Here is a 15,095-nt window from a genome sequence, read left to right on the forward strand (position 1 = left end):
TGGTTGTGTTTTTTTACATGGTGTTTGTTGCAAAAGTATTGCTAAAAATACAAATAATTTGTACTATGAGTGGAAAGAAAATCAACTACGAAAAACTTTGTAAGTTTTCAGCCAAGTAATCCAAGACAAAAAATAATTTTTACAGAAATTTATTAGAGGAATGAATATTGCCATTTTACTTTAAACCCTTTTTTCAATTGATCGTATGAAAAGGTCATTGCAAAGCTTTTTCTTAGTTGTTTTTTGATCAATAATGTGGTAACAGGTATTGAGTGGTGTTATTTTTTTTTCATTCCCATAATCATTTCGGTCCCTTGTTCCTTCACTGAAATAATTAATTTGTTTTTTGTTACAGATATTAATTTTTGTTCAGTACTTCCGTTTAAATCATTGGTTGTTAGTATTCTGTTTTTTTTATCGAATTCCCATTTGCCAATATATTTTTGTCCATTTTCCATTCCTTCTTGTTTTCCGTTTTTATGAAATATTACCCAATTCATTTTTTGTATTTCAGTTGGTAAATTTATTTTTTGAATACCCATTTCCATGTATTCAATATGCCATTTTCCAGATGAAATTAAATTTTTTTCATTTTTTTCTTGGGCATTAATTGTTTGAAATGAAGAAATAATTAATAATGTTAGAAGTACAAGTTTTTTCATGTTATTTATTTTATGTTCAATTTTCAACGATAGGTAATGGCTCTTATATGGTGTGTTTTCTTTTCTGATGGGAGCCAATTAATTATAAAAATTACGGGTAGATGTATTTATTTAATTCATTCAAGTTTTTAATTCTGTGATCTGCTTCTTTGGAGTTCTTAATGCCTTCTCTTAGTATCTGAATAGTTTCAATTCCAAGGTTATTTCCAGCCTTTATTTCGGATTTCGGATTGTCTCCTACTACTAGTAGCTCAGAAGCTTTATAATTGTATGTATCCATAATCAGTTTTATTATCTCTTCTTTATTTTTCCATTTTGGGTGAATCGGATCATCTATATAAACTTCTTTGAACCAGTCTCTAATTCCTAAAGAATCAATTTTTAAATTCTGAAACTCTCTAAGTCCAGAGGTAACCAAATAATTTATAGTATTGACTTCCGGAACCAAGTATCCGTCACTATACGTCTTTATCTTGGGAAGGAAATTGATGCGCCTCAAGCTTTGAATAAATAACTTCTTTAATTCTTCATTAAGATGTTTTTCAATGAATGAATGCAGAGAAATTGAGAAGAAGTCATTTTCTAATTCGTCAAAATTATTTTTTGGAATTAGTTCAGACTTTTTCAAAATTTCAAAGGAAGAATGAAAGATACTATTATTTATTGTTTTAGGGTCAAATAGCGTATGATCTAAGTCATATATTATTGCTTTCTTCATTCTTGTGAGTATGTATTACATCATTTCTGATATTAATTTACCGATCCTAATTATTTAGGGAAAATGCCGATCTATAGGTAGCATATAAGCATGACTGCAAGGAAATGGTTATGTAACTTCACTTAAGAATCGGTGTTACAGCGTGATTTTGTAGAAAAACCCCATTTTTTTCATAACTATTCCACATTGGTTAAATATACATTATATTTTTTGTTGTCAAAATTATGGAGACTTAGTTTAATTTACTTCTTAGATCATTCTATTGCATTCATGTAACCGTTCGTGACATTTTTTCTAATTTCTTTTGGTCTACTTCTCAACTTTGTATTGTTAAAAAGTTAAGTCGACAAATTTAAAATGGTAACTAAAAGAAGATATCTGATTGAGTAGCTACTATCTATTCTTTTGATTATCAATGCGGAATCCGAAAAGCAAGAATAGAGTAGGAATATTTATTAAGTTGTTATAGTCAATGAAGATATTCTGTAACAATTTCATTAACATTAAAGAAAAAAAGTATGAGTAAAATTCCAAAACTAATACACAGATTTTGGGCTGGAGGTCCAATACCAAAGAACACATTTGAAGCACTGGTAAAAAGTCTAAAAGTAAAAAAGAAAAATGGTTGGGAAACAATTATATGGACAGACGCTGTATTGAACAAAAAGCTTAAGTTTGACAAAAAGCAATGGAAGTCACTAACGACTTTGGGAGCAGTGATTAAAGATGCATCGATTCTCTGTGATGATTATAACGAAAAGCAAGTAGTTAGTTTAGAGAACAGCCAAATACCATTTTATTCTGATTTTGTTAGATTGAAATACCTTGACCAATTTGGAGGAGTTCATTTAGATTGTGATATAGAGGTACTTCCACAGTTTTATACAGCTGAAGAATATGAATTGAATACAAAGGAGTTGTTTTTCGTGGGAGCCTATACTAGATACGGTGACCAAACTATAGAAACTGATAAAGCTGAGTTAAATAAAGTCACTGAGAATTACTATGATAGTTTAGATGACAACTTAACCTACCAGCAGGTTGAAACAAGCGCGATCTCGCTACCTGGCAAGGACAAACTTTGGGAGGTTAAGAGAAGCTTTTTGAGAAGTCTAGCCGCCAAAAATACAGGTGTTTTAAATTCAATGATTGGAGTGCCTACATTATTTTACTCAACTATTTATCCTGAGGTTGTGGATAAATACTTTGCGTTTGAAATGGCAGGTGAATTCACAGGAATGCAGATAATTAATGATTTGCGTAGATCTAAAAATAATAAGCAAATTAATGATGTACTTGAGATGGTAACTAAAGAAGCTACTCTCCCTAAGGCGGTTGCTGAAATTGTACCTCCATATTTATTTAGTGTGCGTCAATTGTCTGATGCGGCTTTAGATGAATAAACCGTAAAGTTTAGCTACCATTATTTATGTGGTAAGCGCTTTTTAGGTATTTGAAAAGGTGTTAAAAATAGTTTTAGCTGCATTTTTAAGCAAGTAGATATAAAAGAAAACCAGTATTAAATTTTGATGATATTGGTTTTCTAATTAAATATTTCTGAATTGCGTACAACCTGAACCTGCCCAAAAAAACATGTTTTTATAAATACTGTGGATGTATCATATTATAAATTATTTCAGATAATTAAAAATAGGGGTTTGTCAACTTGTGCTTTTTTGTTTTCAATAAAAAATGCGCTTAAAACATAATGGTATTAGTTATTAGCTGTTGATTTTTTGCTGTTCTTAATAAAAGGAGCTTTCACCAATTTCAAATTATAGAGTCTCCAGGGTTATTACTCGCATATGGTTATTATTACTCTTCCTTTTTGGTCTGTAAAATGTCTTCATCTATATTAAGCCCTTGTTTAATAGGTGCAAAATACGCTGCTTTATACCTAATATCTTCGAAAACAAACCCGAGTGCTATTTCATAAATGCTTATTTTTTGTACAATAGTTATTGATTTTCCGTTTATGATAAAAGAACCCTGATATCTTGAAAGAAGAACATTGTAAGTAGGTATGTCGGTATGAGTAAAGAAACCTTCAACGGAAAAAGATTTTTTTGAAACGGCTCGCTTAGAAATAGCTAATACGATCCTAAGTTTGTAAAGTTTTTTTTTATAAAAAAATATAAGAATAGAAAAGGTAGGTTTTTCATCGCCTTCAAACTCACTTAATTGATTTTTTAGGAGACGGTTTGCTTTTTTGTTTGAATTTGACCTAAAACCTGATTACGTTAACTACTGTTTTTATCTTTTTTGTAAGGTTTATTTTTTATCTCGTCTTAGTTATCGATTAAGAACTCTTTGAGGGGATTTCTTTAAAAATTGAGGAGATAAAGACTGTCTTTTATGGCAGTCTTTTCTTATAATTCGTTTTCTTGAACTATCTAGTAAATTGGGCATAAAAAACACCTTGTTTAAGGTGCTTTGTGGGAAATTAAGTTATATGTTTTGTTGGGGTATTACCATAAAGTAAAGTTCTGATATAATGAACCGCCGTATACGAGATCCGTATGTACGGTGGTGTGAGAGGCGCACTCTCTTCTTTAACGAGGAGAGCCGTCTATTCGATTGTAAACTGGCTTTTATTCAATTGTACCCTTAAATGTTTTGGATTCACTATATACTGTGATTCCAAAAAGATTCCACTTTAAAACTCCGTTTGCTATAAATTCCGCTTTTCCATTCAGATTCAAATTCTCTGTGTCAATTGAATTAAATTCCCAATGGTAGCCACTTACGAATCCTGTCAAAAAGCTGTTACTTTCAATCGGAATATATTGGTCTTGCTCAATGGAATATTGTACAAGCATATTTATGTCAAAAGTCCAATTGTCTTCCAACACTACTTGCTTAATTTCTGAGTTATATTCTCTTTTATAATCTTCAGTTATTGATATTCGGTTTGGTTTTTTTTCTGAATTAGAGGCAGAAATTATTTGAACAATTCCAATTCCAATTATAAAAATTGAAACAACCTTAAATTGAGGTTTAAAAATTCGTTTTCCTTTAGCTATAAATCCAACAATCAGATATAGGAAGTATAAGACAATCATTCCGTTAATTATAGACCAAATTAAATGTATCATGGTTTTGGTTTTTCAGCTTGTTTATAACGTTTGGGGTATGGTTTGTTGTGTTATTTTGGGTCTAAGTTAACAAATAAAATGGAAACTTTGATAAAGCTATTATTTTACTAAATAAGATTCAGAACCACGATGAACTATACCCTTGTATGTGTGCCCAGTATGGGCATCTTTATTTTATCGCAAGATAAAATATTAATATAGAGGGTGATTTCAATTATTGGAAAAGAGATTCATCATAATATTACTTAACTGAAACAAATTATGTTGGAAATTCTTTATCTTCTAATCTTTTTTGATTTCTCAATACCTTTTTTTCCAGAAATGGAATTGCCCTCTTTGATTGTTATCCCAAGTATCTTTTCTATTTTTATCTAATCATTAGGTTTTTTTTGAGATTAGAATATCTTATACTGTTTTAATTGCCATTCAAGGTTCTGGATTAGAATTATTTCAAAAAGCCATATTCCGTTCAATTTCAGGGTTTTATTAGGGTTTCTCTCCAGAGTAACAACCTATCCTTGATTTATTCCGTGAACAAGAATTTTAAGTACATCTTTTGCTAGTTTAATTGACGTTAACTTGCCAATTCCGCCAGGATTTACTGTTATTAATATTATTTTGTTCTTTTTAGATTTTATTAAAGAGCTTTTACATTCATTAAAAGCTCTTTAATTATTGTCAATGATTACCCCAAATCATCTTTTGCTTCTATAAGATAATGATGACTGGTAGAGCCTTTTGTTCTAGCCTTTAAGTGCTGAACATATTCAGAGTCGTTCATAAAATCCAAAGCATTTTGTTTAGAAGGCCATTCTAAGATAATTCTAAGTTCTGCTTCATTTTTTTCGCCTTCTAATTGTTCGTGAGATGTTGTTCTAGACAAATATCTGCCACCGTGTTTTTTTACTAATTTTCCTGTTTCAGCAAGATATGCTGGGATCCAAGAATCTGTTGTAGGTGTAACGTCTAATACTGAGTAATAAATCATATTGTTGTTTTAATTGTTTATGTTATTTTCAAATTAGTATTTCCAAGTAACTATATCTTGTATATCTCTTCTTGATTTTTCGTGTGCAGGATCGTTTTTTCTATATCCAAAAGCAATCATATAAGATAAACCATATTTATGGGTGTCAACACCAAATTTTTCTTTTAAAAGTTTTTCAGCTTTTTCTTGATGAAATCCTTCGATTGGGCAGGAATCTACACCGAGTAAAGCTGCTGAGGTTACCATATTCCCTAAAGCGATGTAGGTTTGTTTTGACGCCCAATCAAAAAGTTTTTTATCAGTATCTAAATTAAAATCTCTCTCTTGAAATTCTCTGTAAAATTTTGAATACATTTTGAGTACATCTTCTGGTAATTGTTTTATGTTTTTCATCATATGCATTATATAATCCGAATTCCACTTGGTCATTGGTGCTTTCATACTTAATCCTAAAATAAAATGACTTGCTGTGTCTAATTTTAAAGGTGCTCCCCAAGCTACAGGCTTTAATAGTTCCCTTAATTCATGATCTTGAACAACTATAAAATGCCAAGGTTCTAATCCAAATGAACTTGGTGTTAAATTTGCAGTATGTAGAATACAATTGATGTCCTCATTAGGTATCTTTTTGGTGCTATCAAATTCTTTGCAAGCGTGTCTAAATTCAAATGCATTTATAATGTCTGTTTTTGAAATTTTTGTTGTTTCCATAAGTTTAACCTTTTTTACTATAAATTTTATAGTTGCAAAAGTAAGTATGGTCATTTATCTTTGCAATAACGGTCAAAAAGGATAGTATAAATTATGTATAATTTTAAAGGAAAAGAATACCCTTGTTCTGCTAGTTTAACAATGGGGATAATTGGTGGTAAATGGAAAATAGTAATCTTATTCCATTTAATTGATGGCGCATTGCGCTATAATGAGTTAAGAAAAGAAATGCCAACTGTTACAGAAAGAACACTAAGTTTGCAATTGAAAACATTGGAAGAAGATGGTATAATTAAAAGAAAAGTTTATACTACTAAACCGCCATTAAAGGTGGAATACTCCCTAACGGATTTTGGTAAAACATTAATACCTTTGATACAATCTATTGCAGATTGGGGCACATCTGTTGTTGCAAATTACGTTAAGTAGTTTTAGTTTGTTGCTAATGGAAATCTTTTCAAAAATTCTATTTTTTCATAAACATACCGCTAAGGTCTAATAATATATACAAATTATAGTCATCGTAATAATTTGATTTAGATGTTAGTTTACGGACAATAATTGTTTATGGGAAATGCCGATTTATGGGTAAGATATAAGCATGACAGCAAGGAAATGGTTGTGTAAATTCACCTAAGAATTGGTATAAAATGCTCTTTTCCTTTCTTTGTCATTAGAAACAGAAACCATTAACTATGTCTATGCTTGATTTTTATAATTTGTATAAAGATAAAATCATCATGTTGTTATAGTAATTTCAAATCATAATTGTTTTGTGGAATTCATCATTGTACTGCTTACGTTATGATAATCAATCTTCTTTTCATCCGAGTAAGCAATTTTATCTAGCTTAATTCGCAATTAATTGGTTTCACCGCCAATAGGAGTGATTATACATAACTAACGTATATAGTCAACTGTTTATATATCGTCTGCAATATAGCAATTTAAGAGTAGTCTTTAAAATTTCTCTAAACACAAAGGGCGTGTATATAGCTGAAAGTCAGCGGGTAAAAAGTTGAGGTTGTTGTTAGAAAATAAAATTCAAAGCACTAACATGATCTATTTTATAAAATTGTTATTGTATGGTTTTTAGCATCATTATGTTAATGAACATTTTAGTTTTGAGTACCTGAGATTCTACTTTTTTTTAATGGTTTTCCCTTGTCCTGTTTTCAGTGTTTCTCTCTATTTTGTTTCGCTCATCCTTTCCTTATTTTTGTCATCTATTTGACATTTTTACATGGGGAAATGTTTTAGAAATAGTTCACATAAAGCTCCTTAGGGAGCTTTATTAAACTACCACTAATTGATTAATTTGTTTACTGAAATCCGTGACATAAAAAAACACCTTATAAAAGGTGTGAGGGATAAGTATTATACGATGATGATATCGGAGAAAGTACAGCCTTAATATAGTATGTAACCTATTCATGGTTTACCAGTTTAGTTGGTGTCCAGTCTTTTTTTTATGTTGCTGATCTTGTTTTTCGCATTTTCATTATTCGGATTTAATTGTAAAGATGTTTCGTAACTTTTAAGGGCTTTTTTCAGTAATCCAAGTTCCAATGCTGCTTCTCCTAAACTATCATGCGCATTATACGATGCTGGATAATTTTTTACATTCAAGTCAAAAAAATCAATTGACATCTTTTTGTCTTTCTTTCTGTTGCTTCTTAACTTTCTATACCCTATGGTATTCGCTAATTCTTCTGGCGCCATAAATTCATAAGACAAGTTTTTTGATATATTTTTAAACGAACTTATTAAGTCTTCTGGATTGGTAGCATTACGAGAAGAATAATTATAACCTTTGAAGAGATAAGACATGCCGTTGTAAAATGCGGGTAACGATACTGTACTATGATTTTCATTTTCGAAATATTCTAATGCACCTTTGTAATCGGTTTTACATAGGTTATTTAGCGACTCATAAAAGCGTATATGTCGATCTCTATTCCGTATGTTTCTTTTACCCCAATTTGCCGTAGCAATATAAATAGGTCGATCAAATATTTTTTCTTTAATATTTTTTAGTTTTTCATTCATTACACTATGGTTCCATGTGCCAAAACTTGGGTCTATTGATAAAAAGGCATTAAATATAGTATGCTCTTGTAAATACGCATGTGCGGTAATCAGCCCTCCTAATGAATGACCAAATAATATCCGATAAGGTATGGTTCTATAGTTTTTATCTATTTGAGGGATGAGTTCTTTTTCTAAAAAAGCTAAAAATTGATCACCGCCCCCAGTATTATTTGCTCTCTTAGTAGTAATTTTGTCTGGCGTAAAATCTCTTGCTCGATCTAAATTCATAAGGCCAATTACGATCATTTCTGGAATTTGTCTACTGCCATTTTTTGCTCTACTCATAAATTGAACCATTCCAACGGACGATGTGAAGTGTACCGAACCATCTAATAAAACGAGAATAGGGTACCTTTTATAAGTCTTATGGCTATCGTGATACGATGTAGGTAAGCTTATCCAATAGGCTCTTTCTTCGGACAGAATTTCTGATTGAATGGATTGTTTTTCTCCGATTACAATAGGTTCTATGTTCTGAGAATTAAGAGTTGTTGTCCCTATAAATAAGGACATAATCAAATGCAGGTAGTGTAATTTCATGTTTGTAATAGTATACTTAGTGTGTTTTCATGCTATGTAAAGAAAAGGCAATATACAAATTGTTGAAAAAAGGTACTTATTGAATGTTTAATGTTTTCGTAATGGTGGGTATAGTACCATTTTTCTATTGATAACAATATTTATAGGTAACAGATTTGATTCTTCCTTTTGAATTTCCTTAAATACCTTAACCAATTTGATGATTAAATCTTCCAATCCATATAGCTCGCTTGTTAAAGAAATAACTAGTTTTTCTGGAGAATCTGAATACTTATTGTCTTTCCGTAATTGAGTAAATTTTTTTTTATAACATGCTTTAAATCAAGAATTGGATATACTTTTTCTTTTTTTACATGATCTGTTGATATGCTCAGAATATTTTTCAATTGTAGAATACTAGGATGGCATTTGCCAAGAGTGGTAGAAATTACCACTGGATACACTGAATTATCTTTTTTAATTTTTAAATATCCTTTTTTGCCGTTATATTTTAGACGTTCAAGGCTGTCAACCAAATGGTTTAAATCTGTGAACAATGTTACGTCTAATGGTTGGCACTTTCTTTGTGAAACTTCTGCTGTATTTGGGTAAAAGAACTCGTTTCTAATTCTCTTTTCATTGTTTTTACAGCTAATAAGGAAGAATAATGTAAGTAGTGTTTTAATAAATAGTTCTAATTTCATACTAATATATAATGTCTGCCTTCGCGAGTTATTCGTTTTAGCTACATAGTAACGAAAATGTTTTTGATGTTAATATACTACAAACAAGATAACTAATGTGATATTATGGGTTTGCTACCGACATAATTGTATATGGTTAAGCTAAAGGATTACCTGTTTTTGGAAAAGCCGGCAATAGCAGCATCCAAGTCTGATGGTTGTAATCCTTTATTCGATACTTTTTTTTAATTTTAAAACATACCAGTCGTTCAGTATATGAATAATAGATTTACCCCTTTAGGATTTCCTTTGGAGAAGGAAATTCAGAAAATTATGGACACCATTTTTCCAAGTTCCTTACCAATCCCAACTTAAACGGTTTACAATTAAATTTTCGCATATCTATTATTTTTTTTGTGGCTATTTTTGCGTTATAAAACTTAACCATAGCTTGGCTATGCTAAAGTTTTATGCCTTAAACTAACTTATAATATTTTAATACCTATACACGAATATATTTATCTGTAAATCGTATTATACCGTATTATTGCTAAAAACAAGGACTTTTTACGAAGTTAGTATACAATAATTTTATCGGTAAAACAGGCGTATTTGACCATCAAAGATTGCCTACGTCTACTAGAGAATAGATCATTTTGAGAACCTACATTGTGTGCAATTATAGTCATGAATATGCACTCTACGTAGAAACTATTTCATTAAAGATGGGGCTGTCATTGGAGTAGGTTTTTGATATAGTTCATCCAACATGTTATCCAGATGCATGGGGTGAAACGGACCTAATACTGTTCTAACTCATTGAATTATTGGTCAAAATATAAAAAGTAAATAACGATATTGCAGAAAATATGAGTTAGCATTTTACAGAACAAGATATTATTGAAATCATACACATCATTGGATTTTACATAACGGTTTCAATGATGGTAGGTTTTGCTCAACCAGATTTAGATAATTACAAATAAATATTAGCATGAAAAACAATTTACCCGGAATGGCTTCAATGATTTTACCTGCTTTTCTAACATTACGAAAAGGAAAAAGGATATCTGAAGAAGGAATTCATATGAAACGGACGTATGAAGGAATCTATATGGACTCCTCAAAACTTCATGAGTTTATTAAATACTTTAATTTTAGTAACCAAACTCCTATTTCATTTCTATATGTTTTGGTACAAAGAGCACAAACCTATATCATGCTTGATCCTGAATTTACGTTGGCAATTCCTGGAATGGTTCATGTTGAAAATAGCTTGATAAAGTATAATGACTATGTGATAAATGAAGCAGTAGATATCAGAATGGCAGTTGATGTTGATTACAAAAGAGATGGAGCGCTTATTCCTGTTTTTCAGGTGGATGTTTTTCAATGTGGAAAACACATCGCGTCCTGTAAGAGTACGTATATTGTAAAAAGGAAATCTAAAAACAACCTGAAAACAAAGCAAGTAATCTCAGACAACAAATCTTATCTAAGGAAAGAACAATGGAATTTAGAAAAAAATACAGCCAGAATATATGCGAATATATCAGGAGATAAAAACCCCATCCATACTCTTACGCTATTTGCAAAGATGCTTGGTTTTAAAGGTGTAATCATGCATGGATGGTATGCTGTTTGTAAAATAGAACAGTTGATGCTAAATAAATATAGCATCGAGATTTCAGAAATAATAGTTAATTTTAAAAATCCTGTTTTCTTACCTAATGAACCTATACTTGAATGGAGTAATCCGATAGATAAACAAATCTATTTTCATTTGATGAACGCTACGGGATCAAAAGAATTAATAACTGGTAGTATTAAATAGTATGGATGAGAATGAACTTACTCCAAGTATGTTGATTTTAGATCATTTATTATGATTTCGTAAAAGAGTAAAGGAATTGTTAACTAGATATTAAATTTTTCTAGCGTTAATTTTTCAATAGAGATGTTGAATCCAAAAGGTATGCTTATTAATTTCTTTACATTTGTTGAGAGTTTTAGTGGTTAGACTTCCTAATTTCGTGCCCCAAAAATCAATTTTAGGATGATGAAAAAAATATGTTTTCTTTTTTTAATAGTACTATGGAGTGAAACCTTGGTGGCCCAAGACGAGGTAAAAACACTCAAATTTTATCTTGGAGCATCGTATGGATCAAGTTATTCTGTGGGTGATTTTAAAGATACCGATATCAATAATTCGCAGGCAGGGTTTGCTAAAAACGGTAAAAAACTAGACATATATGGAGGTTTTTTATTAAAAGAAAGAATAACACTTACCGGGGCGTTTAGATATCAAACCTATGATACTGAAATCGGTGATTTAATTGATCTATATAATTCTGAAAATCCAGAAGCTGACTTTTCAGGGAGTAATGAAAAATGGCAAGTGTATTCTTTTATGGTTGGTCTTGCTTATCAAGTAAAAATTACTGAGAAAATGGTTTGTTTTCCACGTATTGGTTTAGGCCCCTTGGTTGCTACGAATCCAGGTGTTGATATCAGCTCACCTACGGTTCTTAATAAGAGCTATAACAGAAGTTCTGAAACAGGATTAGGCTTAGGGGCTGAGATAGGATTCGGTTTTCGTAGAGATTTAGGTAAACACTTTTCGTTATTGCCAACCTATACCTTTAGCAGGGGGTTTGTAAGGATACCAGATGTGGTAACATCGAAAGATAATGTTGCGGTAACAAATAGCTATAAGCCAAAAATTCAGTCGTTTAACCTAGGTTTGTCTATTGCATACAGGTTTTATTAACGCATAAAAAAACAGTTGAATAAGAGGTCTCTTATTCAACTGTTTTTGGGTTATAAGTGTTAGTTAATAGCTCAGGCTATGTTTTTTATATTTTGTAAGTTAAAACGGGTTTTAATACATTTTTAGATAAGTTTAGGGAAACACTTCCGTTAAAAAATCGTGATAGTCCGCCTCTACCATGAGTCGCTAATGAGATTAAATCTACATTTTTTTCTTTAGAAAAATTGAGAACACCTTCCTCAACTGTTTTATCGTTATATATACATATAGAATAGTTATGAATATTATGGTTTTCTATAAATGATTCCACTTTGTTCATCGATTTTGTGGTGTTTTCAAAATTTTGAGGAGTGTTTATCTTTAGCAAGTATATTTTACTTTTAAAATAGCTTGTGAAATCGATGAAATTACTAAACGCTTTTGCTTCATCCTTTTCAAAAGTTGATGCAAATACAAACTTTTTTAATTTAAAATCATCGTTCTCTTTTTTTGTCACTAAAACAGGTATCCCCATGCTTCTAACAGTTTTTTCAGTGTTAGAGCCTATTATTATTTCTTCCAATGCAGTATGACCTTTAGATCCCATGACGATCATATCGATACCATATTTTTCTGAGTAGTCTTTGATGCCCTCATATGGATTTTGAAATCGTATCGCATGATGTGCCCTTGGGATGTCAGAAAAATACTTGCTTTTTAAATCGAGAAGATTGTCTCGCACTTTTCGTATATACAACATGCTTTCAGGAATACTGAAATTGTTACCAGAACCCATGTCTATAATACCTGTTGGTAATTCAACCATATGAAGCAAATGAACGTCACCGCTAGTTTTTTTTGCAATTTTGGCAGCAAGGGCACAAGCGTATTTTGAATGTTTCGAAAAGTCAATGGGAATTAAGATGTTTTTCATAATTAAAATTAGGAGTTAAAAGAAAGTAACTCCTTAAAAATACGAAAAAAATTAGATAAAACCTACTTGTGTGTTAAGTAATAAGTTAGTATATTTGCAGTGAATTTAAAAGAGTTTATTGATGTAGGGGACGTGAGTCCCCTCTTTTTATACCTATAATGAATCAAGAAAGAGTCAAAGAATTATTACAAGAAGCGTTGGGCGAGAATGATTTACTGTTTTTAATAGAATTACAGTTTTTGGCCAATAATAAAATAAAAGTAATAGTTGATGGAGATAATGGAGTGCCACTGAGTGAATGTGTACGTATTAGCAGAAAGATTGAACATAACTTAGATAGAGAAGAAGAAGACTTTTCACTAGAAGTAACAACCCCAGATATTGCCCACCCTCTTAAAGTTAAACGACAGTATAAAAAGAATGTCAATAGAATATTAAAGGTAAAGACGGAATCTGAAGAGTACGAAGGAACATTAACCAGCGTAACAGAGAAAGAGGTTACCTTACATTGGAAAACAAGGGAACCAAAGCCAATAGGTAAAGGAAAACATACGGTAGAGAAAACAAAAACACTGCCTTATGAAGATATTAAAGAAGCAAAAGTGAAGATTATATTTTAATTTAAGATAATGAGATGGAAAATATTGCGTTAATCGAGTCATTTTCAGAGTTTAAAGACAATAAAAGCATTGATAGAGTAACACTAATGTCTATATTAGAAGAGGTGTTTAGAGCTGCTTTGAAGCGTAGATTTGGATCTGATGATAATTTCGACATTATTATAAACCCTGATAAAGGAGATTTAGAGATTTGGCGAAATAGAGTCGTAGTGGCTGATGGAATGTCTGAAGACGATAATGAAGAAATTGAATTAGCTGAAGCAAGAAAAATTGAGCCAGATTTTGAAATTGGAGAAGATGTTTCTGAAGAAGTTAAATTAGTAGATTTAGGAAGAAGAGCAATATTAGCATTACGTCAAAATTTAATATCAAAAATTCACGAACACGACAGCACGAATATCTTTAAGCAATTTAAAGACTTGGAAGGAGAGATTTATACTGCGGAAGTGCACCATATTCGTCATAACGCGGTAATTTTGCTGGATGATGAAGGGAATGAAATAGTATTACCAAAAAGTGAACAAATCCGTTCAGACTTTTTTAGAAAAGGAGATACCGTTAGAGGCGTTATAAAATCTGTAGAACTTAGAGGGAATAAGCCGACAATCATATTGTCTAGAACATCACCTAAGTTTTTAGTGAAACTTTTTGAACAAGAAATACCTGAAGTATTTGATGGGTTAATAACCATTGAAGGTGTTGCCAGAATACCTGGAGATAAAGCTAAAATCGCCGTAGATTCTTACGATGATCGTATTGATCCTGTAGGTGCCTGTGTAGGTGTTAAAGGGTCGCGTATTCACGGTATTGTGCGTGAATTAGGGAATGAAAATATCGATGTTATTAACTATACGAAAAATGAACAATTGTTTATTTCAAGAGCATTGAGCCCTGCAAAAGTAGTGTCTGTTAAAATTGAGAAGTTTGAAGAGGAAAAAGGTGGTAAAAAAGGACGTGTAAATGTGTTGTTAAAGCCAGAAGAAGTTTCAAAAGCAATTGGGCGCTCAGGAGTTAATATACGTTTGGCGAGTGAGTTAACAGGGTACGAAATAGACGTTCAAAGAGAAGGTTTAGAAGAAGAAGATGTTGAATTGACAGAATTCTCTGATGAAATTGAAGCTTGGGTAATAGCAGAGTTCAAGAAAATTGGGTTAGATACAGCGAAAAGTGTTCTTGAAAAAGACGTTTCAATGTTAATCCAAAGAACAGACCTAGAAGAGGAAACAATTATGGATGTTCAACGAATTTTGAGAGAAGAATTCGAAGAATAAGATATAGAAAGGTTGTTAGTTACCTTGCATAATCTATGCTAAATATAACAAATT

General features: G+C 31.3%; 14 protein-coding genes. 6 read left to right on the forward strand and 8 right to left on the reverse strand.

Annotated features, from left to right (window positions below):
* Nucleotides 1-278: 278 nt before the first annotated feature.
* Complete coding sequence (locus AC2TDS_RS12950; RefSeq protein WP_484736000.1) at nt 279-662, reverse strand: hypothetical protein; 384 nt, start codon at nt 660-662, stop codon at nt 279-281.
* Between the two features lie 91 nt (nt 663-753).
* Nucleotides 754-1,380, reverse strand: coding sequence for an HAD family hydrolase (locus tag AC2TDS_RS12955; protein ID WP_484736001.1), 627 nt, complete (start codon nt 1,378-1,380; stop codon nt 754-756).
* A 518-nt stretch (nt 1,381-1,898) separates the two neighbouring features.
* Between AC2TDS_RS12955 and AC2TDS_RS12960 the strand changes: the two genes are divergently transcribed.
* Nucleotides 1,899-2,783: a glycosyltransferase gene (locus tag AC2TDS_RS12960; protein WP_484736002.1), complete on the forward strand. Its 885-nt coding sequence runs from the start codon at nt 1,899-1,901 to the stop codon at nt 2,781-2,783.
* Nucleotides 2,784-3,971: 1,188 nt separating this feature from the next.
* On the opposite strand, the gene AC2TDS_RS12965 is transcribed toward AC2TDS_RS12960, so the two are convergent.
* The 3 genes from AC2TDS_RS12965 to AC2TDS_RS12975 all read right to left on the reverse strand — a co-directional run bounded on the left by AC2TDS_RS12965 (nt 3,972) and on the right by AC2TDS_RS12975 (nt 6,174).
* Complete coding sequence (locus AC2TDS_RS12965) at nt 3,972-4,475, reverse strand: hypothetical protein (RefSeq protein ID WP_484736003.1); 504 nt, start codon at nt 4,473-4,475, stop codon at nt 3,972-3,974.
* Between the two features lie 685 nt (nt 4,476-5,160).
* Nucleotides 5,161-5,463, reverse strand: coding sequence for a DUF1330 domain-containing protein (locus tag AC2TDS_RS12970; RefSeq protein ID WP_484736004.1), 303 nt, complete (start codon nt 5,461-5,463; stop codon nt 5,161-5,163).
* A 33-nt stretch (nt 5,464-5,496) separates the two neighbouring features.
* Nucleotides 5,497-6,174, reverse strand: coding sequence for an NAD(P)H-dependent oxidoreductase (locus AC2TDS_RS12975; RefSeq protein ID WP_484736005.1), 678 nt, complete (start codon nt 6,172-6,174; stop codon nt 5,497-5,499).
* A 93-nt stretch (nt 6,175-6,267) separates the two neighbouring features.
* On the opposite strand from AC2TDS_RS12975, the gene AC2TDS_RS12980 reads away from it, so the two are divergent.
* Entirely contained in the window at nt 6,268-6,603 is a 336-nt protein-coding gene (locus tag AC2TDS_RS12980) for a winged helix-turn-helix transcriptional regulator (RefSeq protein ID WP_484736006.1), read from the forward strand.
* Between the two features lie 1,017 nt (nt 6,604-7,620).
* On the opposite strand, the gene AC2TDS_RS12985 is transcribed toward AC2TDS_RS12980, so the two are convergent.
* Both AC2TDS_RS12985 and AC2TDS_RS12990 read right to left on the reverse strand, forming a co-directional pair.
* Nucleotides 7,621-8,778: an alpha/beta hydrolase-fold protein gene (locus AC2TDS_RS12985; protein ID WP_484736007.1), complete on the reverse strand. Its 1,158-nt coding sequence runs from the start codon at nt 8,776-8,778 to the stop codon at nt 7,621-7,623.
* Nucleotides 8,779-9,050: 272 nt separating this feature from the next.
* A complete protein-coding gene (locus tag AC2TDS_RS12990) occupies nt 9,051-9,488 on the reverse strand; it encodes a hypothetical protein (protein ID WP_484736008.1) in 438 nt (145 codons plus the stop codon).
* A gap of 973 nt (nt 9,489-10,461) precedes the next feature.
* On the opposite strand from AC2TDS_RS12990, the gene AC2TDS_RS12995 reads away from it, so the two are divergent.
* Both AC2TDS_RS12995 and AC2TDS_RS13000 read left to right on the forward strand, forming a co-directional pair.
* Complete coding sequence (locus AC2TDS_RS12995; protein ID WP_484736009.1) at nt 10,462-11,301, forward strand: MaoC/PaaZ C-terminal domain-containing protein; 840 nt, start codon at nt 10,462-10,464, stop codon at nt 11,299-11,301.
* A gap of 222 nt (nt 11,302-11,523) precedes the next feature.
* Nucleotides 11,524-12,237, forward strand: coding sequence for an outer membrane beta-barrel protein (locus tag AC2TDS_RS13000; protein ID WP_484736010.1), 714 nt, complete (start codon nt 11,524-11,526; stop codon nt 12,235-12,237).
* Between the two features lie 85 nt (nt 12,238-12,322).
* On the opposite strand, the gene AC2TDS_RS13005 is transcribed toward AC2TDS_RS13000, so the two are convergent.
* Entirely contained in the window at nt 12,323-13,150 is an 828-nt protein-coding gene (locus AC2TDS_RS13005) for a universal stress protein (protein WP_484736011.1), read from the reverse strand.
* A gap of 158 nt (nt 13,151-13,308) precedes the next feature.
* On the opposite strand from AC2TDS_RS13005, the gene rimP reads away from it, so the two are divergent.
* Both rimP and nusA read left to right on the forward strand, forming a co-directional pair.
* Entirely contained in the window at nt 13,309-13,770 is a 462-nt protein-coding gene (gene rimP, locus AC2TDS_RS13010; protein ID WP_484736012.1) for a ribosome assembly cofactor RimP, read from the forward strand.
* 14 nt (nt 13,771-13,784) lie between these two features.
* Nucleotides 13,785-15,041: a transcription termination factor NusA gene (gene nusA, locus AC2TDS_RS13015; RefSeq protein ID WP_484736013.1), complete on the forward strand. Its 1,257-nt coding sequence runs from the start codon at nt 13,785-13,787 to the stop codon at nt 15,039-15,041.
* Nucleotides 15,042-15,095: the final 54 nt, after the last annotated feature.

The sequence above is a fragment of the Tenacibaculum profundicola genome (assembly GCF_057220795.1).

What these genes read in the sequence shown, in the direction of transcription:
- AC2TDS_RS12950 (WP_484736000.1), bottom strand. Translation starts at nt 662, where the DNA reads ATGAAAAAACTTGTACTTCTAACATTATTAATTATTTCTTCATTTCAA.
- AC2TDS_RS12955 (WP_484736001.1), bottom strand. Translation starts at nt 1,380, where the DNA reads ATGAAGAAAGCAATAATATATGACTTAGATCATACGCTATTTGACCCT.
- AC2TDS_RS12960 (WP_484736002.1), top strand. Translation starts at nt 1,899, where the DNA reads ATGAGTAAAATTCCAAAACTAATACACAGATTTTGGGCTGGAGGTCCA.
- AC2TDS_RS12965 (WP_484736003.1), bottom strand. Translation starts at nt 4,475, where the DNA reads ATGATACATTTAATTTGGTCTATAATTAACGGAATGATTGTCTTATAC.
- AC2TDS_RS12970 (WP_484736004.1), bottom strand. Translation starts at nt 5,463, where the DNA reads ATGATTTATTACTCAGTATTAGACGTTACACCTACAACAGATTCTTGG.
- AC2TDS_RS12975 (WP_484736005.1), bottom strand. Translation starts at nt 6,174, where the DNA reads ATGGAAACAACAAAAATTTCAAAAACAGACATTATAAATGCATTTGAA.
- AC2TDS_RS12980 (WP_484736006.1), top strand. Translation starts at nt 6,268, where the DNA reads ATGTATAATTTTAAAGGAAAAGAATACCCTTGTTCTGCTAGTTTAACA.
- AC2TDS_RS12985 (WP_484736007.1), bottom strand. Translation starts at nt 8,778, where the DNA reads ATGTCCTTATTTATAGGGACAACAACTCTTAATTCTCAGAACATAGAA.
- AC2TDS_RS12990 (WP_484736008.1), bottom strand. Translation starts at nt 9,488, where the DNA reads ATGAAATTAGAACTATTTATTAAAACACTACTTACATTATTCTTCCTT.
- AC2TDS_RS12995 (WP_484736009.1), top strand. Translation starts at nt 10,462, where the DNA reads ATGAAAAACAATTTACCCGGAATGGCTTCAATGATTTTACCTGCTTTT.
- AC2TDS_RS13000 (WP_484736010.1), top strand. Translation starts at nt 11,524, where the DNA reads ATGATGAAAAAAATATGTTTTCTTTTTTTAATAGTACTATGGAGTGAA.
- AC2TDS_RS13005 (WP_484736011.1), bottom strand. Translation starts at nt 13,150, where the DNA reads ATGAAAAACATCTTAATTCCCATTGACTTTTCGAAACATTCAAAATAC.
- rimP (WP_484736012.1), top strand. Translation starts at nt 13,309, where the DNA reads ATGAATCAAGAAAGAGTCAAAGAATTATTACAAGAAGCGTTGGGCGAG.
- nusA (WP_484736013.1), top strand. Translation starts at nt 13,785, where the DNA reads ATGGAAAATATTGCGTTAATCGAGTCATTTTCAGAGTTTAAAGACAAT.